This is a genomic window from Luteitalea sp. (assembly GCA_009377605.1).
GTDB lineage: Bacteria > Acidobacteriota > Vicinamibacteria > Vicinamibacterales > Vicinamibacteraceae > WHTT01.
Genome location: WHTT01000091.1, coordinates 1 through 23,442 on the forward strand (window position 1 = coordinate 1; position 23,442 = coordinate 23,442).

The window sequence follows — 23,442 nt, forward strand, 5'->3', positions numbered from 1 at the left end:
ATGACGGATGCGCCGTTCCGTCATGAGCGCCATGCACTGATCGGCGGTCCACCCTGGTGTCACGCAGACGACATCCGTCGTCATGATCTCGCTGACGCGCGTCTCCTTCGATGTCTTGCCGACGAGGATCACTTTACGCGCGTAGTCGCGCTCGGAGAGAATGCCTTTGAGCTTCTCTGCCACCAGCACGAGGACGGCGCCGATGTTTCTATCGGCCATGAGGCGCAAGGCATCGTAGACCGTGTCTTCAGGCTCCACGCAGCAAACGTCGCGCTTGCCTTCGAGCATCTGCCGAACCGTTGTCGTCATGATCGTTCTCCCGGAGCGCGGCACGTTCCCCTTCGGATGTGGCCGAACGACAGCGCCGAATCTGTAGCGATCTAGGAGATTATGCGCGAGGTGCGCCGGCCACACAATCTCATCGCGAGGCGGGCCAACTTGCACCTCAGCGGGCCGACCATCGTGGGCGTGCGCCGGTTCTCGGACGCTTGCTAGACCCGACAGATTTAGGGCTAAGGCGCGACGCGAGGGGCCTTGGAAGGCGCTATTGGGAATCTGGGGCAAGCGCGGGCGGATCGGTGCGGGGTGGCAGCGAGCGGCGGACTGACACCACATGATTCGCGCCGGCCGCGGTGGCAAACGCCGCGGCAAAGCGTTCCTGGTTCGTTCGCTCGGTGACCGTCGGCGTGAAGAACCACTCCGCCTGGGCGCGCTGGGGCGTCACGTCCACGATCATGTAACCCCGGTGAACCGCGTCGATCAGCTTGATGTGCGGGTTGCGGGCGCGCACCGGCGCGAGGCCGGTCTCGGCTTTTTCCGGCTCGTCCGTATACGCCCCTGGTGACGTGATGCCGGGTGTGACGTACTCGACGGCAAGTGCCCCGCGTCCGGTGTCGGGATCGTAAGCCGTCTTACTCAGCGGGTCGGGTGCAACATCCAGTGCCCACGAGCTGTGCACGTCACCGGCAAGCACCACGAGGTTATCGAGGCGCTCACGCGTGAAGAGATCGAACAGACGTTGTCGTGCGCCCTGATAGCCATCCCACGCGTCGGGATTCCGGATGCCTCCCTCTGGGTGGAGCGTTGGTCCGAACATGACCTGCTGGCCCAGCACACGCCAGGTGACGCCGGCCCGCTTCGAGGCGACGAGCTCGCCAGCGAGCCACGCTTCCTGCGCGGGACCGAGCAGCGTCCGCGTCGGGCTCATCAAAGCGGTGACGTCTTCACGCGGGACCTGCTCATCGCGCCCGGTGAGCCGCGTATCGAGCATCACCAGATCCAGCAGATCGCCAAATGGGAACGCTCGATAGATCTGAAGCTGGCGCGTCATGCCTGGATCGCGAATGGGCATCCACTCGAAATACGCCTTGACGGCCGCCGCACGGCGGGTGAGCCAGTCGCCCTCGCCCTCGTCGGGGTCATGATTCGCGGCGCCGCCGGTCCACGGGTTGTTCGTGACCTCGTGGTCGTCCCAGACCGTGATGAAGGGATGTTGGCGATGCGCCTCCTGGAGATCGACGTCACTCTTGTACGTGGCATGGCGCAGCCGGTAGTCCGCAAGCGTGACGGTCTCTTTGTCCGGAAGCGGAACACGGCCCAGCGAGGTGCCATCACCGTACGCACCGTTCTGGTACTCATAGAGGTAGTCACCCAGATGGAGCACGGCGTCGAGGTCGGCACGCTCGGCAATGCGCCGGTACGCGTTGAAGAACCCCCAAGGGTAGTTCGAGCAGGAGGCGACGGCAAGGCGCACGCGGTCGACGCTGCCAACGGGCAAGGTCCGCGTCCGGCCGATTGGCGAGCGAATCCCGCGCGCTTCGAACTGGTAGTAGTAGGTCGTTGCCGGGTCGAGGCCTGCGACATCGACCTTGACGGTGAAGTCGCGCGCCCGCGTCGTAGGCTGCGTGCCGCGGGCGACGAGCTCCTGCATGCCTGCGTCACGCGCCACTTGCCATCGAACCTCCACCACCTCGCCTGCGACTGGTGCGACACGCGTCCACAGCACCACCCGATCCGCGAGGGGGTCGCCGCTGGCCACGCCATGCCCAAAGGCACGGTGGCCCATGGATCGCTCTTGAGCACGGGCCACGAACGGCCAGGAGAAGCTCGCCGCTACCGTGCCACGAAGGAAAACGCGTCGGGACAGAGGCATAAGTCACGTCAATGTATATCGCCGCTGTATCCGTTCTGTAAACAGAGGCGGCGCGATTCCTTCGCGCTCAACGAAGCGGTCGATTGCCTCGACGAACCGCTCACTCATCGGAGGATACCGGTCCACTCGCAGCCGCCATGAGCGGCTGCTGCACACTCTTCCGCCCGCGCTGGTGCTCCATGAGGACATTGACGGCGTCCTCTGGCTTACCTCGATGAGGGACGCCCTGTCTCGCCGACATCAGCCGGGCGCCCAGGCTCTGATCGACCGCATTCTGGACTGGGGACTGGTCTGCACCTTGGGATGCTGGTTTGACCAGAAGGGCGCCGACGCCCCGGCCTGGTATCTGGGGGCCATGGATCCGGTGGCCGGACCGGCGCTCGACGGCATCCACCAGCGCCCTTCTGAGGCGTGGACGGTGGGCTCGCTGGCCGCCGAGGCGCAGGTATCGCGGGCGCACTTCGCCAAGCGATTCACCGAGGTCATGGGCCAGCCACCTCTGAGCTATCTCACCGAATGGCGCATGTACACAGCCGAGGACCTGCTGTCGGACCCGGACCTGAGTGTGGCGAAGGTGGCCGAGGCTGTCGGCTACGCCGACCCGTTCGCGTTCAGCACGGCCTTCAAACGGAAACGGGGAATGAGCCCAAGGGCGTTCCGTTCCCAGTCAGCCAAGAGAGGCGCATGAGTAACGCGGAGAAGCACGACACCGCTGGCTCTCAGGTGCGGGCCGTCACGGTTCGAGTTGCCGCATGCGGTCCTGGAAGTCCGCTGCGCCGTAATACGCGGCTCCAGAACACACGCGTCGATGGATTACCGCCAGAAGCGCACACCGAAGATGAAACGGACGCCGCGCGTCTCCTCATTCGCCGCTTCGGCATAGTCTGCGGTGCCGAAGAACTTGCGGTTCCAGACGACGCCGATATACGGCGCGAGCTCGCGGCGGACCTCGTACCGGAGCCGCAGTCCCGCCTCGGCGGTACTGAGTCCCGCGCCGATCCCGCGCTCAGGGTCGGACTTGCCGGCGAAGTTCACTTCGACGAGTGGCTGGAGAATGAGTCGGTTCGTCAGCAACAGCTCGTACTCCGTCTCCAACCGAAACCGCGTACGGCCGGACGCACCGACGTAGGCGGTCGCCTCGACCTCGAACCAGTACGGCGCGAGGCCCTGGATCCCAATGGCGGCCCATGTCTGCGCTGGCCCTGGCTCGAAGTCTTGACGGATCCCAGCCACGACGTCCCACCAACGCGCAATCGCACGTCCATACAGCAGGTGCGCTTCCGCCTTTCCGAGGCGGCCGCCTTCTCCCTCGCCCTCCGTGCGGAACCAGAACCGGTCACGATCCCATCCAATCCAGCCTTTCGTGTCCCAGCTTCCGGCCGCCTGGTCTCCACCCGCGAGACCCTCCAACTGATCGAACAGCAGGAAGTAGTTCAAGGCATTGTCGAGCGTCTTGTGTCCCTGGACGTCGGGAAAGGCTGCCTCGCGGTCCGCGTCGGTGAGCGGAGGGACATTGGGTGGTAGGGGATACGACGCCTCGGGATCCTCTTGGGGCGATGACGTCCGCGGCGTTTCCGCCGGCTCCTGGCGTGGGTGCTGGTGGTGCTGGTGACCGGCGGGTCTCTGCGATGCCTGCCGCGATGGTGATGACGATGACGATGCTGACGGTGCGGGCGCCGATTGCGCGAACGACGAGCCGGACCACGCGATGGCCATCAGGAAGACCGCTACTGCCCTCGCGAGTCTCACGTCGACCTCCTTTCCTCGACGCGTACTTCGCGGAACATGCCTGCCTCCATGTGGTAGAGCATGTGGCAATGAAACGCCCATCGGCCCAGCGCATCGGCCGTCACCCGGAAGCTGCGCTTGCTGCCAGGCGGCATATCCACCGTGTGCTTGCGCAGGTGGAACCGCCCTTCATCATCCTCGAGGTCGCTCCACATGCCGTGTAGGTGGATCGGGTGCGCCATCATCGTGTCGTTGACCAACACGATACGAACGCGCTCGCCGTAGGTGAGACGAATGGGCTCTGCGTCGGAGAACTTGATGCCATTGAACGACCAGACGAATCGTTCCATGTGGCCGGTGAGGTGGAGCTCGATCGTGCGGGTTGGCTCGCGCCCGTCCGGATCGGGGAACACCGTCTTCAGATCCGCATAGGTCAGCACGCGCCGCCCGTTGTCCCTGAGGCCGATGCCTGGGTCATCGAGCTTCGACGTTGGCATCATCGTTTGCATGTCGACCAAGGGGTTGCTGTTCTCACTGACCGGGTGCGACTGCATCTCCGCGCCCATGGCGGACATGTCATGGCCGGCATGCGGATCGGTGGTGGGCTGTTGCGCCGGGATGGTGTGACCCGCGTGCGGGTCGTCCGCCGACTTCGGCATCCCGCGCATGTCGTGCCCCATACCACCGTGCCCCATGTCGGCCATGGTCAGACTCGGACGTGGATCGAGCGCTGGGACCTCCGCGCGGAGTCCGTCGCGCACGGCCAGCGTGGCAGCTGCGTAACCGGTACGATCCATGGCTTGTGCGAAGATCGTGAACGCCTCCTGTCCGGACGGTTCCACAACGACGTCCAAGGTCTCCGCGACGGCGATGCGGAGCTCGTCCACCGTGACCGGCTGCACGTGCTGGCCATCCACAGCCACGACCGTCATCGTCACGCCAGGGATCCGGACGTCGAAATGTGTCATCGCCGATCCGTTGATGAAGCGCAGCCGGACACGTTCGCCTGGTTCGAATAGGCCCGTCCAATTAGCGGCGGGAGCTTGCCCGTTCACCAGGTAGGTGTAGGTGTAGCCGCTCACGTCGGCCAGATCCCGATCGCTCATGCGCATCTCGCCCCAGGCGCCACGCTCGGCGAGCGTGGTCCGCAGGCCATGCTCCCGCACATCGCGGACGAAGTCGGCGACCGTGCGCTGGTGGAAGTTGTAGTAGTCGGCTTGTTTCTTGAGCTTCGCGAAGACACGCCTCGGGTCCTCATCCGTCCAGTCGCTCAGCATCACGACGTGCTCGCGGTCGTACTGAAACGGTTCGGCTTCACGCGGCTCGATCACGAGCGGCCCGTAGACGCCCTGCTGCTCCTGAAACCCGGAGTGGCTGTGATACCAGTAGGTGCCGTGCTGTCGGACCGTGAAATGGTAGGGGTAGGTCTCCCCCGGGCGGATGCCATGGAAGCTCAGGCCCGGTACGCCATCCATGTTGGCGGGCAGCAGAATGCCATGCCAATGGATGGATGTGTCCTCATCCAACGTGTTGGCGACACGCAGCGTGACCGTGTCGCCTTCGCGCCAGCGCAAGGTCGGTCCAGGAATCGAGCCGTTGATCGTGACGGCCGTTCGAGACTTGCCGGTGATGTTGGCGGTCGTTTCCCCGATCCGTAGATCGAAGCCGGCGCCAGACAGCACGGCGGGTGCTGAGCGTGACTGTGCCTCGGCCCACGCGACACTCCGGAGGATACCCGCGCTGGTGGCCGCGCCGGCAGCGGCGAGCCCTTTCACGAAGGTCCGCCGCGACAGCGGCATTGGTCGCGCGAGGGGGAAGAGGTCTTGATTCGCTTTCATCGTCTATCACTCCAGCGGTCCATCACCGACGTGTCGTGATGGTCGCGCTTCTGCCCACGGTTCAATGCCCTCCACGACCAACGGCACATGGCCTGCCGCCAGTCAGCGAGGGAATGAAGGATCGGAGGAGAGAACAGGCGCGGATGCGCCCGGGAAGAGAGGATTAGATCCGTAGAACCACAGTGGCGCGGGTTGGAGCCGGTGGTGCGACGGGGGGCCGCAGGCTCCGCCAGGCGCTGAGCGCCGCCGGTGGTTCGAGCGCCTCAACCTCCGAAGGAGGGGAAGCCGCGGTGGCCGCGACCGTCTGCAACAGCAGGCTCGTGTCGTCTCGACCGGGCAGCAGAGACGCTGTGCGATCTTCACGGATCCCGTCGTGGTCACCGCAGGGATGGGCGGCCTCAGCACTCACCTGGGCGGCGCCCGACGCCGGTCGACCGTGGCAATCCTTGGTCGTGGTGGCGTGAGGCATTGACGTCGCGCCGGCATCCTGGGACGGCTGGTTGCCGGCGGACGCGCACCGGACCGCACACACAGCGCCCGATACTGGCGCTACCGCAAGCGCCGCGAGCAGGAGCACGCTGATGCCGGCCTGCATCCAATGATTCACGGCTTCAGTATAACCAGCCGGAGGGTGCTGGGCCCCAACGCGTGGCGATGATGAACAACTTTTAATGATTGATGTATCGCCCCGTTCTGTCTCGTCGGCTAGTCTGAACGTATGAGCCGCCGATCCAGGTGGGTGTTGCGCTACGGAGAGGGCGGGGCCTTGATCAGCTGGAGTCGGTTCCGCTCGACCTCGTCGTTCCGCTCCTGTTCCATGAGCTGGCGCAGTCGGGCCTTGACCTCCGCCGCTTCGTCGAGGCGATCCGCGCGGCGCAGCGCCAGTAGCAATTGATACATGGCCTGTCGATTCGACGGATCGAGGTCGAGCGCGCGGCGCAGGTGGACGAGGGCCAGTGCGGGCTTTCCCGCGCGGACGTCCAATCTGCCCAGCTCCGCGTGCGCTTCGCCGAAATCTGGTGCGAGGGTGACGGCCCGCTGGAGCGCCTGCTCCGCCTCGCGCGCATCGGACGATCCTGCCGCCGGGCCCGCGCTGGCAAGCGCCCGCGCCAGGAGGAACAGCGTTGCGGCGTCCTTCGGATGTCGTTGCGACTCGCGGCGCAGGAGCTCCACCGATTCCTCGACGCGGCCCGCCTGCTGCAGTGCAAGACTCTGTCCGACGCGGCCTACCGGCCGCTCCGGCTCGAGCCGGCTGGCGCGCTCGAAGTCCTCTTCTGCGCGCTCATGGTTGCCCAACTGCGCGTGGACGACGCCGCGTACCGTGTGGAGACGCGCAGATTCGGGGGCGTTGTGCAGGCCCACGTTGGCGATCTCGAGCGCCAGGTCGTACGATTCATGCTCCAAGCAGAGCGAGGCGAGGCTGAGGTAGTGCGCCTCGTCGTGCGGCGCGGCGGCAATGGCGCGCCGCAGCGCGGCAATCGCTTCGGCAACTTCATTCAGGCTCGCATGGACCTCCGCCGCGAGGTTCAGCAAGGCACCGTCGGCATCCGGCCGGGCGGCAATTGGACGGAGCAGGACGAGCGCTTCCCGCGATCGACCGCCGGCGTGGAGCGCCACGGCCAGCTTCATGACAGCGGCCGGGTCATCTTGCGTCGCGGTTTTCAGCCGCTCGAAGACCCGCACGGCATCCTCGAGGCGCCCGACCATGTACAGGCAATGACCGAACTGGTCGAGGGCCGCGGCGCTGCCGTTGACCACGTCGCCGCCTTGCTCGAAGTGCGCGACCGCCGCCCCGCAGTCGCGCCGGTCGAAGGCCAGTGCGCCGAGCATGCCGTGCGCAACCTCGTTCTCTGGATCGACAGCGATCAGCCGCTCGAGCGTCGGTCCAGCCTCGGGCCGTCGCGCGCGGTACTCGATCTCCGCGGCGCCTTGCAGGGCCGGCACGTATCGGTCATCGATCGACACGGCACGGCGATATGCGGCCAGCGCCTCCGGCTCACGCGACAGGGCCGTGAGCGCGACGCCCTTGAGCGCCCACAGCTGCGGGTCCTCGGGCGCCCGCTCCAACGCTCGGTCGACCAATCCGAGCGCGGCGTCGTTTTGGCCGCCGCGAAGGGCCGCGACAACCGCCGCACGGTCGGAGGTCGTGTCTGCGGTCTGCGGCGCCTGGCCCGCCGCGGCTGGACGCGACCCGATTGCCGCGCACGCGAGGGAGACGAGCAGCGGGACAACCGCACCGCCAATTGCGCTCATGCGGCTTCCTTTCTACACCCAAAGTCAATACGACACTCGCACGCCGAACTGAACGACCCGCGGCTGGAACGTTTCGGTTGCCCGGCCGAAGGTCGCCTCGTCCAGGTCTCCGTCGACGTTGTTCAGATTGACCCGGTTGAAGATGTTGAAGGCATCAATCCGGAGCTGCAGCGTGCCGCGCGCTCCCAACCACGGGAACGACGCTTCCTTCACGAGACCGAGGTCCACCTGAGCGAAGCCCGGTCCACGATAGTAATGGCGCGGCAGCGTGCCGAGCGTGCCTGGTTCCGGGCCTGGGAAGTCGGCCGCCGTGAAGAGGCCGTTCACGTACTCGTCCTGGCTGTGCGATCCTCGGTCGTCGCGCGATGGTAGATTCGGATAGTCATAGTCGAAGCCGTCGGCGTTGTAGTCGCCGCTGCCGGGCAGGTATCCAGTCACCTCGCCGTTCTCGTCGAGCAACGGCTGAAACGCCGCCCTGTTGACGACGTTGATCGGCGGACCGCTTTCGAAGATCCCGATGCCGGCCAGCATCCAGTCGCCGAGTAGCGCGCGCCCGAGTGGCCCGCCGCCGGAGGGTGAGGGGAAATGGTACGTGCCAGCAAACGAGAAGCGGTGCCGGCGGTCCCAGTCGGCGTTCGCCCTGTAGCGCTCGTAATCGGTCTGGCTCACGAGCTGGAACGGCCCGTCGCGGTTGATGCGCGTGCCTGCCTGCCCGTAGTCGTCGACCCGCGAGAGCGTATACGACGCCTGAAACGACGTCCGCCCGGTGAGATTGCGGCGCAGGTTCAGGATCAGGGCGTTGTAGTCGATCTCGTTGCCGTTGAACTCCCAGTACATCGAGCCAAAGCTCGGGTTGAGCCGGTCGAGCTCTCCGTCGAGGAGATCACCGGAATATCGGTTGAAGTCGGTCCCGATGATCCCATCCCAGGTACGCGATCCGCTATAGGTGGCGCCGCCGATCAGGTTCCAGAACAGCTCGCGCTCGACCCCCACCGAGTAAATCAACGTGTTTGCCGGCGTGATGTCACGATCGATGCCACCCGCGTCGAGCCGCGCGCCACGCAGTCCACCGTTCTCGTCCAGCTCACTCGACGGCAGCGTGGGCAGCACGAAGCCGAATGGAAAGCTCCGCGATGCGCCGATACCGAAGATCGGCGCGATCTCCTCGCCGCGCCGGAACGTGGGGTTGAGCAGGCCTGGGGGGTTGCCGCGGATGCGATTGGCTTCGCCGAGCGGAATCCAGTCCTTGTACAGTCCCACGCCGCCGCGCACCACCCATGTGGCATCGCCAGTCGGGTCCCACGCGAACCCGCCGCGCGGGCTGAAGTTGCGACTCAGTCGACGCTCGTACAAGCTGTCGACCGCGCGCACGGAGGCGCTCGCGAACTGGTCGTCGAGCGTGCTGCCGGATCCGAGAAAGATGTTCGAAAAGCTCGTCGTCTTGTCTCGATCGGGCCAGATGTCACCGTAATCGTCCCAGCGGAGGCCGAGCGTGAGCGTCAGCTTCGGCGTGATCGTCCAGTCGTCTTGGACGAAGGCGCCGAAGGTGCTCATGAGATGACGATAGCCGCCGCGGCCCACTTCGCCAGTGAGCGGATCGTACGAGACACCACTTTGCTCGCGGGGGTCGTCGGTGACCAGCTCCAGCAAGTTCGAGAACTCGAAGGTCGGCCGTCCGTACGCCCCATCGAACCTGGCATCGTCATCGCCGTACCACGCCTGGAAGCCGAACTTGACCAGGTGCGATCCTTTCATCCAGGTCACGACGTTCTTCCAATTGAAGTTGTTCTGCACGAAGGTGGCCGGACCCCAGCCGGGCGACAGACCGACGTTCTGGCCGTCGACGTTGATGTTGGGGATCTCGATCGGCAGACCAGCATCGGTCGAGCTGTTGCCTTCCACGCGCAGCCACCCGAACGCGAACTCGTTGACGAGATTCGGTGTGAGCGTGCGCGTCCAGTTCATCTGCACCGCGTCACTGACGTTCGTGTTGACGGTCTCGTAGCCCGCGCGAACCGCCGTCGACTCCGTATCGAGCGTCGTGCGGAAGTAGTTGCCATAGATCCGATCCTGGCCTCCATTGAGGTAGTGATCGAGGCGCGCGTTCCACTGCAAGCCGTTCCGGAAGGGACTTGGCTCGGACCGCCCTTCAACCACCATCGGCAGATCGCATGGGATATTGTGCGAGGCAGCCGTGCCGCACTGATTCCCAATGACGTCGCGCGCCGTCCGCAGCACGTTGGTCGTCACGACGTTGGTCATCCCGTGGTCTGAAAGTATTTGCGTGCCCTGTGTGTTGGGCAAGTGCTGCTGCGCCCAGGCGACGAGCTCCGGGCTCTCGTAGGTGCGGACGGTGTCTGCGCTGGTCAGCCGCGACCGAAGCGGTTGGATGGACGCGAAGAAGAACGTGTTGTTCCGCACGATCGGGCCACCGACAGTCGCCGAGATGTCGTGCTTGTAGAACGGATCGTAGGCCGCGTCACTGAAGAAGCTGCGCGCCCAGAAGTCCTGGTTGGTGAAGATGTAGCTCCCGGTCCCACGCACGCTGTTCGTGCCCGACTTGGTGGTGATGGCGACGTTGACGGAGCTGGCCCGCCCTTCCGTCACGCTGAACGTGTTGGTCTGAATGGCCATCTCCTGGATCGCGTCGGGGTTCGGCGAGAGGTTGGCGACCCCTTGAATGATGTTGCTGGTGGTGTTCAGGCCGTCCATGACGAACTGGTTGCCGCCGGAGGTGCGGCCGTTGGCGCTCACGTCGACAGTCTTCTCGGTCGAGAAGTTGTCCGGTGCGTCGCCGGGCGCGCCGCCGCCGATGGCGCCCTTGCCGGTCACCCCGGGCGCGATCGCCATCAACCCGAGAAAGTTGCGTCCTTGGAACGGGAGGCTCTGCAGCGCCTCTTCGCGGTAGGTCGCTTGCGTGCGAGAGTCGGCGACGTCGATGCCGGGCGCCGCCGCCGTCACGCTGACTTCTTCTGTGGCGGTCGCGACCTCCAGGGTGATGGTCACGTTGGAGGTCTGTTGCGTCAGGACCCGCGCATCTGCCGATGCGGATCGAAACCCCGCGAGCTCGACGGTGACACGATAGGGGCCCGGCGCAAGGTTGGGAAAGCGGAAGCCGCCATCCGTGCCGCTTGTTGCCGTCGCGCTCACACCGGTCTCGACGTTCTCTAGTGTAACCATCGCGCCGGGCAGGGCGGCGTCGGTCTGATCCGTCACCGTTCCTTGGAGTTGCCCGCTGAACTGTGCCTCGGCAAGCTTCGGAGCGCCCAACACACAGAGTCCGAGTACGACCGCGAGCGCGCGAGCCATTCCCTGCAGTGCGCCGGATCGATGGACTGCGTTCATGACCATCCCTCCTAGGTAGGGCCGCCTCGCCGAGGCGGCCGTTATCTCGCCGAAGCGTTCGGACGGCGCGTGCACGCCTTCGCGCTCCGCGCTACGGCGGACGAGTCGGCGAACGCGCCCGACCTCTTCTCGGCCCCGTGTCGCTGATGAGACATTTCAGGCGGACACATTCACCACACGGGGCGCGTTCCTGTTGTCGTAATCGGTCTGGAGCAGAAGTTTACCAGCGGCAGGCCCTGCGTCGACGGGTAAAAATGGGTAGAAATGCCGATACCTGCGCGTTCCGACTGGACACGGCGACCAAACCGTGACAGAAGAGAAACGATCACGGCAGGGTAGCGACGCCTCGCCGAGGCGCCCGTTCACGTGTGCTATGGACGTCCAGATTCGTCTGATACAGACGCTCGATTCGGTGCGCCAGGTTGGTTCCGTGAACCAGCGGTGGATCTTCTGTCCCTGGCTCGAGCGCTTTTCACGAGACACCGGCATCTGGATCAGTGTTCTTGCCGCCCATGATGCGAATGGAGCTCTTTTCGACGCGCTGGTGGGATCCAGGAAGTCGCTGCCAGACGTGTACGCTGCCGTGTTCATGGTCGATCCGTTTCGCTCGGCCGGAGAGATCATTTGCCGCATCAAGCAGTCGGGTGTGGGCGGCGTCATCAACTGTCCCAGCATCTCCTTCATCGACGGTGCCGCCGGCGCGACGTTCGACAAGCTGTCGCTCGGCATCGAGCGCGAGCTCGAGTTCCTGTCTGGCTGCGCCGCCGCCGGCCTTCGGGTCGCGGGCCTCGTGCGCACGGTCGCGGCGGCTGAGCGCCTACTGGCGATCGGCGCAGATTTTCTGGTGGCTCATGGAGGGCCTCCCACGGCGTCGGATGGCGATCCCAGCATCGAAGCGGTGCGCCGCATCGGAGGGGCAGAGCGCGCGAGCCACGTCCCGATCGTGCCCCTGTCGTTCATCGTTCGGCCCGACGACGTGCGGCGAGGGTCCGGAGTAGCGTGAGAATGCGATCTGCGAAGAGCGCCGTACCCCAGCGCGGTCGCTTCTTGTTGGCGGCGGCCATAGGCACGGGCATGGCGGCGAAGGCGGCGGCGCGAGGAGGCGCAGACCTTCTACTTGCGCTCAATGCGGGCCGCTTCAGGAGCATGGGCGCGCCATCGGCCGCCTGCCAGCTGGCGCTGCGCGATTCCAATCGCATGGTCATGGAGTTTGGTCGATCGGAGATACTGGCCCAGACCTCACTGCCCGTGTTCTTCGGAGCGACAACCTTCGGGGTGGACGATTTCGCCGAGCTCGTCGATTCGATCGCAGCGGCAGGCTTTCACGGTGTCGCGAACTTCCCGAGCTGCGTCTTCCTCGACGGCCAGTTCCGCCAATTCCTCGAGGAGTCCCGATTGGGGTTCGACAGTGAAATCGCGCTCCTCCGTGCCGCCCAGGCTCGGGGCCTTGGGACGCTGGGGTACGTCTACACGATCGACGAGGCGCGGCGTGTGGCCGCCGCCGGGGTGGACATCGTCAACATCGCCTTTGGGTGGAACGTGGGCGGCGCGGTCGGCGTGGACAGCGCGCTCGGGCTCGACGATGCGGCGAGGGCGGCGGCCGAGTTCGTGAATGCCGTGCGCGCGCTGAACAGCGAGATACGGTGCGTCGTCGAGGGCGGGCCCATCGTGACTCCAGAGCAGATGGACTATGTGTGCCGCATCGCCAAGGCCGACGGGTACGTGGGCGGCTCGACCATCGACCGCGTTCCGCTCGAAAGCGCCATCGAGATGGCAACCACCGCATTCAGGACGGTCGGCGCCCTGCGCAAGCAAGTCGATGCTCTCGAGCGTCAACTCAACCGCAAGCTGGCCATCGATGCGCTCATCGGCTCCAGCGAGGCGATGAGCCGAGCACGGGACCAAGTGGCGCACGCCATGGAGAGCGATCTCCCGGTTCTCATCATAGGCGAGCCGGGGAGCGGACGAAGCGATGTGGCGCGGGCGATCCACGAAGCGAGAGTCGGACGAGGCCGCATCCTGGTTGCCGCGAGCTGCAAGCCCGCCAGCGCTGATCAGGCGGAGCTCAATCTATTCGGCTGTGTCGGAGGCGCATTCCCGGGCGTGGAGAAGAGCCGTGCCGGTTGGCTGAAGCTGGCCCATGGCTCCAGTCTCGTGCTCGACGACGTGGGGGAGCTCGATGCGGCCATCCAGCGGCAGATCCTTCAGGCGGCCCGGGCTGGGGGATTCTGGCCGCGTGGGGATACATCCCTCCACGAGCTCGATGTCCGCTTCATTGGCATCAGCCGCTTCGATCCAGATCGAGAGACGGATGAAAGCCGCTTCGATCCCGGATTTGCGCACTGGCTCGGCACTATCCGGGTGGACTTGCCACCGCTTCGCGAGCGCCTCGAGGACGTACCGATGCTCGCCAAAGCTGTCCTGCGCAGCACAGCCGCGGGCAGCCATACGGAGCTGGAGCCATCTGCCTACCGTGCTCTGCTCGGCCATCACTGGCCGGGGAACCTGCGCGAGCTCCGCTCGGTGCTCCAGCGTGCAGCGCTGGCCGCGCGCGAGTCCAGCCTGAGCGCCAGAGACTTGCGGCCGCTGTTACAGCCGCACGCCGCCGCTGCGACGTCTCGCGCATCGTTCTCGACGGAGCGCGAGTGGATTCTGGACGGCTTACGACGAAACCGCTTTCGGCGGGCGGAGACGGCGCAGTTCCTCCGGATTTCGCGCAAGACGCTCTATAACAAGATGCAGCAGTACGGACTGCTGGACAAAGGAAGCGATGCACATCCGGCACCTCCCTGAGACGTACGACGTACCACTTGTAGGGGTGTCGTCAGATCGGCTCTACCCATTTTTACCCATTGCTAGGTGGCTCCGGGCGTGTAAGCTTTCGCTCTAAGCGCAATGCTGTTCATTTCAGGGTTTCCTACGTAGCGGACCGCCGCTGGCGGCGCGAAGTCCCGCGGTACCGCCCGACTCGTTCATTGGCCTCGAGGGAGATCCCCACGATGCGACGTGTTCTACTCCTTGCTTCGATCGTTGTCTCCGGGCTGATTCCGTTCACCACGGCCGCGCAGGACCCGTTACGCGTGTTCATCCGCTCCGGCCCGAAGACGCACGGGCCCGGCGCGCACGATTACCCACGCTTCCTGCGTGAGTGGGTACCCTTGCTCAACGCACACGGTGCAAGCGCGCGGGGCGGTGACGGGTTCCCCACGAGGGCCCAGCTCGACGAGACGGATGTGCTGATCCTCCACGCGCAGGAAGCGGGCAACATTCCGGATCCGTCGGATCGCAAGAACCTGAGCGACTTCCTCGCGCGGGGCGGCGGCGTTGTCGTCATTCACGCGGGCGCGGTATCAAGCGACACGGACTGGTTCAAGGGCATCGTCGGAGGCTCGTGGCGGGAGGGCACGACGAAGTGGCTCGAGGGCCCGATGCATCTCTATTTCACGGACCGCGACAGTTCGATCACCAAAGGCGCGTCCAACTGGTCGATGGATGACGAGATCTATTACGACATGGACATCCTGCCCGAGGCGCGGATTCTTGCGGCCGCCTACACGCCCAAGCCGTCGGGCGCGCGCAACGTCGCGGCCCAGAAGCGCGCCGACGAGCTCACCGGCGGCGGCAAGACCGTCAGCGTGTACGACTTCCAGCCGCAGATGTGGACCTACGAGCGAACCATCGACGGCGGGCGTGCGCCGTATCGCGCCTTCGTGTCGATCCCTGGCCATCTCTACCAGAACTTCGACCGTCCCAACTATCGCGCGATCCTGCTGCGCGGTATCGCGTGGGCGGGCGGGCGCCCAGACGCGGACGAGCTGCTGAAGGAGGATGAGCGTGGCGACACGCTCCGTTACGTCGAAGGCGGACCGACCCATCCGGCCAAAGCCGCGGAGAAGATCGAGGTCCACCCAGAATTCGACTTGACGCTCGTCGCAGCCGAGCCTCTCATCACCAAAGCGATGAGCATCGACTGGGACGAGCGAGGCCGGCTGTGGGTCGCGGAAACGCCCGAGTATCCAAACGGTCGCCGCGTGCCGACGACCGATCAGTGGAAAGAGACCGGCTCGCTCCACCCCACACAGCAGGCGCGCGATCCGGAGGACAGCATCTCGATTCTCTCCGACACCAACGGCGACGGCGTCATGGATCAAAAGCACGTCTTTGCCGACAAGCTCGAGCTCGTGACCGGTTTTGTTTTCTACAAGGACGGTGTCATTGCGGCGACCGCGCCGGACATCTGGTATCTCGCGGACACGGATGGAGACGAGGTCGCCGACAAGCGCACGAAGCTCTACACGGGTCTCGGGATCTTCGACACGCACGCTGTCATCAACAACCTTCGCTGGGGGCTCGACGGCTGGATCTATGCCACCCACGGGTACAGCGAGGGAACGGTCACCTCGCCGGACGGCCAGAAGGTGCTGAGCCGCGCCAGCAGCGGCGTCGTGCGCTTCAGGCCAGACGGAAGCGCCTTCGAGCAGTACAGCAGCCGCGGCGGGAACACGTGGGGGCTCGACATCACGTGGGACGGTCAGGTGTTCTGGACACAGCCGACCAGCGGCACTGTCTTCTTCCACACCGTGCTGCCCGAGCATGTGCTCGCCAAGGGCAGGACGGCCGAGACGACGTCCTACAAGGGGATGATCAGCGGCCAGAGCACCTATCCGCTGATGACCTGGCCGGAGCAGGCCTACGTGCAGATTGACCAAGTGGGCCAGTTCACGGCCGCGGCAGGCTGCGCCGTGTACGACGGCGGCGCATGGCCCGATCGCTGGCGCTACAGCTATTTCACGGGTGAGCCGACGCTGAACATCGTGCACCATCAGTTCGTCGAGCCGGATGGCGTGAGCTATACGACCCGGAAGGAGGCGGGGCGCGAGCAGACAGAGTTCATGCGCAGCCGCGATCTCTGGTTCAGGCCAATCGAGACGCGCGTCGGGCCGGATGGTGCGCTCTACGTGGTGGACTTCTACAATCAGGCCGTCATCCACAACGACACGCGCGGGCCGGTGCACGGCCCCGCCAACGCCGCGCTCCGACCCGATCGGGATCACTACTTCGGGCGGATCTGGCGCGTGCAGCACAAGCAGGCGAAGACCCTCGAAGTGCCAGAGCTGGACCCCCGTGATCTCGACGCGCTGATTCGTGTCATCGAGACGAGCCCGAACGCGCACGTCAAGCAGCAGGCCTGGCGGCTCGCCCGTGAGAATTACGCGTCAGACGCGCGACTCGCGCAGCTCGAGAAGCCGATGGGCAGCAAGGCGCTCGAGGTGTACGAGCGGGCGCGCATGGCGCAAACGGCAGAGCAGCGCCAAGCGCAGCTCGACCTGTTCGCGCAGGCGACCGATAACTGGACTCGGTCGGCGATTGTCGCAGCGGCGACCGATCAGATGCCGGCGTTCGTGGCGGAGGCGCTGGCCTACCGACAGCCGGAGGCGCTGACCAACTTCGTCGCGGCCATCCTGCCTGCGGCCCTGCCGGATCATGCTGGCCAACTGCTGGCTCTGGCCGCCGATGCCCCGAGCGAGGCGGCGGCGCTCAAGCCTGCCGTGGTACGTGCCGTGGCGCGGATGGAAGGCGGGACGATCGCGCTCGACGCCGCCGCGATCGACGCGCTGCAGAGGCTGCTCGACGACCCCGCGACAACGGCGGCCACGCTGCCGATCATCGCGAAGTGGGACAAAGAGGGTCGGCTCGCCACGAGCGCGGAGAGCCATGCGGGTGTCCTGCTGCGTGAGCTTGGAGCGGCCGGGACAAGCGACGCGCGACGGGCCGAGCTGGCGGAGAGCCTGCTCGGCCTCCCGCAGGTCCGTTCCGAGGTGCTTTCCATCGTCGAGTCGGTCCTAGGTGAGGCGGGCGCGTCGGAAGCGTTGAGGGACCGGCTCCTCGTAACGCTGGGCGACACTCCCGGCCGCGACGTGGACGCGGTGCTGGTCGACGCGTTTGCCCGGACGAACGCTGCGCCGCTGTTCGATCTGATCGTGAAGCGTCCGGGGTCTGCCCTTGCGCTGCTTGCTGCGATGAAGGACGGCCGGATCACTCCGGCGACGCTCGGACCTGGCAACGTCGCGAGGTTGCGCATGCACCCCAGCCAGCAGGTCGCCCGACAAGCCACCGAGCTCCTCGACGCGCTGACCCCGCAGACGCCGCAGAAGAGTGAGGTCATTGCCACCCTCCTGCCGGAGGTCGAGAAAGCGGGCGACCCCGAAAGGGGCAAGGCACTGTTCACTGGTGCGTGCGGTACCTGCCACCGGCTGGCCGACGTCGGAGAGAGGGACGTCGGCCCCCCGTTGACCGGGATGGGCGCTCACGGCCACGCCGAGCTGCTGGGCCACATCATCGACCCCAACCGCGAGGTGGATCCGACTTTTTGGCAATGGAACGTGACGACCGGATCTGGAGAGGCGCTGGCGGGCGTCATCGTGGCCGAGAACGACGCAGCCATCATGCTGCGCACGCTCAGCGGCGATGTCCAGCTCAGGAAAGAGGAGATCGCGACACGCGAGAACACGCGCCGGTCGCTCATGCCCGAAGGCCTCGAGGCGCTCGGCCCCGACGCGCTGCGCGACATCCTCGCCTTCATGCTCACGGCTGGCGCCGAGCCTGCCGCCGGGACAGCGGCGCCGAGCGCGCAAGGCCCGAAGGAAGGCGGGCCCGACGATGCGCCGTTGCCCTCAACCAAGCCAGTCGTCTGGACGCCTGGGAAGACGAAGGTGCTGATCATTGGTGGCGGGAGCGCGCACGAGTTCGAGCGCTTCTTCGGCGCGACCGACGGCGCTACGCTCACGACCGCGGGCTTCAGCGTCAACTACACGGAGGATCGCGACCAGGCGGCGGCAGAAATCGCGAACGCCGATGTGGCCGTCGTCAGCGTCAACCGGCAATTCTTCGACACGCCCGCCTGGCGGAAGGCGTTGTTCGACTTTGCCGCTGCCGGTAAGGGCATCGTCATGCTGCATCCAGGCACGTGGTACGGCTTTCCCGAGTGGCCCGAGTTGAACGCGTCCATTGTCGGTGGTGGTGCGCGCGGCCACGACCCGATCGGCACCTTCTCGATCAACGCCGTGAAGCCAGAGCATCCTGTGATGAAGGGCGTGCCGGCGTCGTTCGAGGTCGAGGACGAGCTGTACTATGTGAACGCAGAGCCGGACAAGAGTCCACCAGGCACTGCGCCCATCGAAGTACTTGCCGAAACCTCGCCGAGCGTGAAGTTCGACCAACCGCATCCCGCCGTGTGGGTCACCAAGCACTCCACGGCTCGAATCGTCGGGATCGCGCTCGGCCACGACCAGCGCGTGCACGAGCACGCGGCGTTCAAGACACTTCTCGCGAATGCCGTGACATGGGCGGCCCGTTCGACACGTTGATGAGCCGTGCCGTGCCAGGTTCCGTCTTCCTCTTTGCCACGCTCGACACCAAGGGGCGTGAGGCCGCCTTCGTCCGCGATCTGCTCGCGTCGTGGGGGATCTCGGTCACGCTCGTCGACGTCGGCGCCTTCGGCGGGTCTGCTGTCGTGGCGGACGTGCCCCGCGAGCGCATTTTCGCGCTGGCGGAGACATCGGCTGAGGCGGTGGCGAAGAAGGCCGATCGCGGCGACGCCGTCACCAAGGCCGCGGAGGGCGCCGCGCGGCTCGCGCGCGAGGCCCACGCGCAAGGCGAGGTCGCGGGAGTGCTCGGCTTGGGCGGTTCGGCGGGAACGACGATTGGGACGGCGGCGATGAAGGTGCTGCCGCTTGGCGTGCCCAAGGTCATGGTGAGCACGCTCGCGTCCGGCATGGTCCGGCAGTTCGTCGGCGACAAAGATATCTTCATGCTCAACTCGGTGGTCGATATCGCCGGGGTGAACCGCATCAGCCGGCAGGTCCTCTCGCAGGCCGCGCGGGCCATGGCTGGACTCGTGACCCGGCCCGCGCCCGCACCCGAGCCGGGCGACAGACCGCTCGTGGCTGCGACGATGTTCGGCGTGACGACCACATGCGTGGAGCGGGCCCGCGAAACCCTGGAGCGCGCGGGTTGCGAGGTCTTGGTCTTCCACGCTACCGGTACCGGTGGCCAGGCCATGGAGTCGCTCATCGGTGAGGGTGTCATCGCCGGCGTGCTGGACGTCACCACCACCGAGCTCGCGGATGAGCACGTCGGAGGCTTTCTCACGGCCGGACCTGATCGATTGACGGCGGCGGGCAGGGAAGGCATTCCACAAGTGGTCTCCACGGGCGCGCTCGACATGGTGAACTTCTACGCGCCGGAGTCGGTGCCTGCGGCGTTCAAGGACCGGACCTTCTACAGGCACAATGCGAACGTGACGCTGATGCGGACCACACCGGAGGAAAGTGCTCGGATCGGCGGCGATATCGCACGGAAGCTTTCCAGCGCGAAGGGCCCGGTCTCGGTCCTGCTCCCAGCGCGGGGCGTGTCGGCAATCGATAGGGAAGGCCAGCCATTCGACGACCCGGCCGCGCGCACGGCTCTCCATGACGCGATCCGTGCCGGCGCGCGCGGCGTGGAGGTCGCCGAGCTGGATCTGCACATCAACGATCCTGACTTTGCCGACGCGGCGGCCCGCAAGCTGCTCGAGCTGATGCAACCGGGGTCGTCTTCGTTGGTTGAGGGAAGCCAGGAGGCAATGTGAGCGTGGACAATTCCCGCGAGGGTATCATGACGCGGTTCCGCGAGCAGATCGCGCGCGGCGAGCCGATCATCGGCGGCGGCGCCGGTACGGGCCTCTCCGCGAAGGGCGAGGAGGTGGGCGGCATCGACCTGCTGATCGTCTACAACTCGGGCCGCTACCGCATGGCCGGTCGTGGAAGCTCGGCCGGTCTCCTCGCGTATGGCAACGCCAACCAGATCGTGAAGGAGATGGCTTATGAGGTGCTGCCGGTCGTGAAGACGACACCGGTCCTTGCGGGGGTCAACGGGACCGATCCGTTCATCATTCCGAGGCTCTTCCTCGAGGAGCTGCGCGCGCTGGGCTTCGCGGGCATCCAGAACTTCCCGACCGTTGGGCTCTTCGACGGCGATATCCGTGTGGCCTTCGAGGAGACCGGCATGAGCTACCAGCTCGAGGTGGACATCGTCAAGCTCGCACGGCAGATGGACCTGTTGACAACCCCCTACGTCTTCAATCCTGCGGAGGCGGAGCGCATGGCGGACGCCGGCGCCGACCTCATTGTCGCCCACATGGGTGTGACGACTGGCGGCTCGATTGGCGCGAAGAGCTCGAAGACGCTGGACGACTGCGTGAAGCGGATCCAGGAGATCGCGGACGCGGCGCGCGGCGTGAACCCGGACGTCCTCGTCATCTGTCATGGCGGTCCGATCTCGGAGCCGCCCGACGCGGAGTACATCATCACGAACTGCCGGGGCGTCGACGGCTTCTACGGCGCGAGCTCGGTGGAGCGCCTCCCGGCGGAGCGCGCGATCTCCGACCAGATCAGGATGTTCAAGAGCATCCGGCTGCCCGTCGACGCACGGCGCGCGGTTGCTGCGGCGGGGAGGCGCGCGCTCTCGATCTCCGGACAGAGTACGCGCTCGGCCTCGCGAAAGCGGTCGAAGATGGCCAGGCGTCGAGGCGTACGATGAAGCGCCGCGCGGCTCGGAAGAAGGCGGTGCACTTCATTACGTCGAAGAGCGCAGAGGTGGAGCTCGCCCCCTGGGGCAAGCACTGGTGGCTCTCGAAGCCCGGGTTGACCGGGACCGAGCAGCTCACCCTCGTCCGCATCACCATGCGGCCCGGGGCGGGACACCAGTTCCACTACCATCCGGCGCGTGAGGAGATCATCTACGTGGTGGACGGTGTGGCCGAGCAGTGGGTGGACCGGGAGAAGCGCCGTCTCAAGGCGGGCGAAATTGCCTTCATCCCGAAGAATGTGGTACATGCGATTCACAACTCGTCGAAGGAGGCCTTGACCTTCCTGGCGATCCTGTCGCCGGCGAACGCGGACGGGCCGTTTCTCGTTGACTGCTACGAGGAGGAACCGTGGCGCAGCTTGCGTGCGCCATTCACCTATCCGCAGGTCGATCCCAAGACGGGGCGCCGGCGCGTTCGGCGCGGCACGTGACGCGAGGCGAGAAGAGGGCCGCCCACGCGAGCTTCTCTGGAGACAATCACCCATGGACACCGCAGCAGACCCCCGGGACGTGCATCGTAGTCGGCTCTTCGTCGGCATTTGCCTGGCACTGATTCCCACCGGCGCCTCCTTTGCGCTCATCAGCAACGTGCTCGGGCAGCTCAAGGAGGAGTTCATCCTGACCAACTATCAGGCTGGGCTCATCGGTGGCGCGGCGCTCTGGGGAATGGCGATCTCGCTGCTCGTCCTGGGGCCGTTGCTCGAAGGCTACGGCATGAAGAAGGGAGCCGTGCTGGCATTTGTCGGACATGTGCTGGGTCTGACGCTGTTCATCGCTGCCGTGTCGCTGCGGGCCAACCCCAGTGCCGCCTTTGGCCTGCTGATGCTCGGCGCAATCCTGCTGGCGTGCGGCAATGGCATGGTGGAGGTCGTCGGCAATCCGCTCACCGCCGCGCTGTATCCAGAGGCCAAGACGACGAAGCTGAATCTGTTCCACGCCTTCTTCCCGATGGCGATCCTCATCGCGGGCATTGTCGGATACACGTTGAACCAGCTTCCACATGTGGCCGGCGGCTTCCTCTACCACTGGACATTTCAGATCGGCATTGTCTACGTCCCGATCGTCGTCTACGGCGCCATGGTCCTGCCACAGTCGTTTCCGCCCACGGAGAACACCGCGGCGGGCATTCCGGTCAAGGAGATGTTCCGCTACACGCTGACGCACCCGCTGATGTATGCGCTGCTCGTCATTATGGGCATTGCCATCTCGCTCGAGCTGGGATCCAATCGATGGATTCCCGAGATCTTCGCCCGGCTGGGTGTGCCAGGGATTCTCCTGCTGTCGTGGATTGCGTTCGTCATGATGGTACTGCGGCTGTTCGCCAGCCACTTCGTCGAACGGTTCTCTCCGCCCGGCATGCTCTGCGGGGCGGCGTTGTTCACAGGCACGGGACTGCTGCTCTTCAGCATGGCCCAAGGGACGATCTCCGCCTTCTTCGCGGCCACGTTCTTCGGTCTCGGCGTGGCGTTCTTCTTTCCGACGATCGTGGGCATCGTCAGTGAACGTCTCCCCCGGACCGGCTCGTTGGGCATCGTGTTGACGTGCGGGGTAGGGCTGGGTGCGGCCGGCGCCATCGGCGTCCCGGGCATCGGTCTCATTGGCGATCATCAGTTGGCCCGCTATCTCGACGCCGACGAGCGCCGCGGTGAAGCAGTCGCACTGTTGAGCCGCGCGGACCAGACGCTGCCCGATTACATCGCTCGAGCCGAGCAGGCCAGCGTCGAAGAGCTGCGTCAGCTTGGCTATCGCGCGAGCGACGTCGAGCGGGCTGTCGTTGCGACGCGCCACGCCTTGGCGGACCACAACGCCAACGGCCGGATCGTCGGCGAAGCGGTGCCCAACGCGCTGCGCGGGATCGTCGGCAGCGGTATCCCCGAGGATCAGGAGCCGCTCATCGCCGGCGCCGCCGCGGTCATCAATCCAGCCGAGGGATACGGCGGCCAGCAAGCGCTGCGGTTCGTCGCCCCGTTCACACTGATCCTGATTGCGTTCTTCGGGGCGATGTACATCAGCGATCGGCGTAAGGGCGGCTATCGTGTCGAGCGTCTAGAGGTAGCGACAGCTGCTCAGTCGACGGTCCAGAGCGCCGAGTGATGGGGCAGACTCTTAGGAAACACTCGGCAATAGCCGAGTCCCGTGCGCCGAGCTCATCCACACACTTCATGCCTGGCGTCGGGCTCGTCGTGTAACAGGAGGGTTCTAAGATGACCATACGACGCTTGCCATTCGTTGCCGTCCTGCTCGCCGCCACGCTGGCCGCGGCGGCAACCCAGAGCTGACTCGATGGAGGAGACGACATGGTGTCTGATATGAGCTCAGGGCGCTACGAGACCACTACCGATTCAGCGGTTACAAGGCCACTAGCCATCCCACGATGGCGCCCCCTGCAATCAGCCATGCGGAGCTCACGCGATATCGGAGCAGTAGCAGCAGGCTCAGCAGCGCGAGGACGATGGTAAGCGGGTCGACCAGCGCAGCGCGCCCAAGCTGCCACGACAC

16 protein-coding genes are annotated in these 23,442 nt (G+C 65.7%); 8 read left to right on the top strand and 8 right to left on the bottom strand.

All coding sequences use genetic code 11. The features are described from left to right. The coding region (locus tag GEV06_23110; GenBank protein ID MPZ20772.1) for a CBS domain-containing protein at nt 1-309 on the bottom strand (309 nt) is incomplete at its 3' end. 235 nt (nt 310-544) lie between these two features. Next, nucleotides 545-2,152 carry a hypothetical protein gene (locus GEV06_23115; GenBank protein ID MPZ20773.1) on the bottom strand — a complete coding sequence of 536 codons (1,608 nt, stop codon included), beginning with the start codon at nt 2,150-2,152 and terminating at the stop codon, nt 545-547. Here GEV06_23115 and GEV06_23120 point away from each other — a divergent pair. Further along, a complete protein-coding gene (locus tag GEV06_23120) occupies nt 2,118-2,840 on the top strand; it encodes a helix-turn-helix domain-containing protein (GenBank protein ID MPZ20774.1) in 723 nt (240 codons plus the stop codon). The two genes, GEV06_23115 and GEV06_23120, sit on opposite strands and share 35 nt — an antisense overlap. Nucleotides 2,841-2,965: 125 nt before the next feature. Here GEV06_23120 and GEV06_23125 read toward each other — a convergent pair whose 3' ends face one another. The 5 genes from GEV06_23125 to GEV06_23145 all read right to left on the bottom strand — a co-directional run bounded on the left by GEV06_23125 (nt 2,966) and on the right by GEV06_23145 (nt 11,322). After that, a complete protein-coding gene (locus tag GEV06_23125) occupies nt 2,966-3,868 on the bottom strand; it encodes a copper resistance protein CopB (protein MPZ20775.1) in 903 nt (300 codons plus the stop codon). Between the two features lie 29 nt (nt 3,869-3,897). After that, nucleotides 3,898-5,679 carry a copper resistance system multicopper oxidase gene (locus GEV06_23130; protein MPZ20776.1) on the bottom strand — a complete coding sequence of 594 codons (1,782 nt, stop codon included), beginning with the start codon at nt 5,677-5,679 and terminating at the stop codon, nt 3,898-3,900. Between the two features lie 202 nt (nt 5,680-5,881). After that, complete coding sequence (locus tag GEV06_23135; GenBank protein MPZ20777.1) at nt 5,882-6,325, bottom strand: hypothetical protein; 444 nt, start codon at nt 6,323-6,325, stop codon at nt 5,882-5,884. A 140-nt stretch (nt 6,326-6,465) separates the two neighbouring features. Beyond that, entirely contained in the window at nt 6,466-7,971 is a 1,506-nt protein-coding gene (locus tag GEV06_23140; GenBank protein MPZ20778.1) for a tetratricopeptide repeat protein, read from the bottom strand. A gap of 24 nt (nt 7,972-7,995) precedes the next feature. Continuing rightward, nucleotides 7,996-11,322, bottom strand: a complete 3,327-nt coding sequence (locus GEV06_23145) for a carboxypeptidase regulatory-like domain-containing protein (GenBank protein ID MPZ20779.1) — start codon at nt 11,320-11,322, stop codon at nt 7,996-7,998. 367 nt (nt 11,323-11,689) lie between these two features. Here GEV06_23145 and GEV06_23150 point away from each other — a divergent pair, with 367 nt between their 5' ends. From GEV06_23150 to GEV06_23180, 7 genes are all read left to right on the top strand, one after another. Beyond that, nucleotides 11,690-12,319, top strand: coding sequence for a hypothetical protein (locus GEV06_23150; GenBank protein MPZ20780.1), 630 nt, complete (start codon nt 11,690-11,692; stop codon nt 12,317-12,319). Nucleotides 12,320-12,321: 2 nt separating this feature from the next. Continuing rightward, on the top strand, nt 12,322-14,109 hold the full coding sequence (locus GEV06_23155; protein MPZ20781.1) for a sigma-54-dependent Fis family transcriptional regulator: 1,788 nt from the start codon (nt 12,322-12,324) through the stop codon (nt 14,107-14,109). A 206-nt stretch (nt 14,110-14,315) separates the two neighbouring features. Beyond that, nucleotides 14,316-18,683 (top strand): c-type cytochrome, encoded by a 4,368-nt coding sequence (locus GEV06_23160; protein MPZ20782.1) that lies wholly within the window; start codon nt 14,316-14,318, stop codon nt 18,681-18,683. Further along, a complete protein-coding gene (locus tag GEV06_23165) occupies nt 18,683-19,945 on the top strand; it encodes a UPF0261 family protein (GenBank protein MPZ20783.1) in 1,263 nt (420 codons plus the stop codon). The genes GEV06_23160 and GEV06_23165 overlap by 1 nt, the downstream gene beginning before the upstream one ends. Before the next feature lie 26 nt (nt 19,946-19,971). Further along, nucleotides 19,972-20,895: a phosphoenolpyruvate hydrolase family protein gene (locus GEV06_23170; GenBank protein MPZ20784.1), complete on the top strand. Its 924-nt coding sequence runs from the start codon at nt 19,972-19,974 to the stop codon at nt 20,893-20,895. After that, nucleotides 20,892-21,374 carry a cupin domain-containing protein gene (locus GEV06_23175; protein MPZ20785.1) on the top strand — a complete coding sequence of 161 codons (483 nt, stop codon included), beginning with the start codon at nt 20,892-20,894 and terminating at the stop codon, nt 21,372-21,374. Before GEV06_23170 ends, GEV06_23175 begins: the two co-directional genes overlap by 4 nt. 52 nt (nt 21,375-21,426) lie before the next feature. After that, nucleotides 21,427-23,037: an MFS transporter gene (locus GEV06_23180; protein ID MPZ20786.1), complete on the top strand. Its 1,611-nt coding sequence runs from the start codon at nt 21,427-21,429 to the stop codon at nt 23,035-23,037. Between the two features lie 255 nt (nt 23,038-23,292). Here the strand turns inward: GEV06_23180 and GEV06_23185 are convergent. After that, on the bottom strand, nt 23,293-23,442 hold a 150-nt coding region (locus tag GEV06_23185), incomplete at its 5' end, for a chromate transporter (protein ID MPZ20787.1).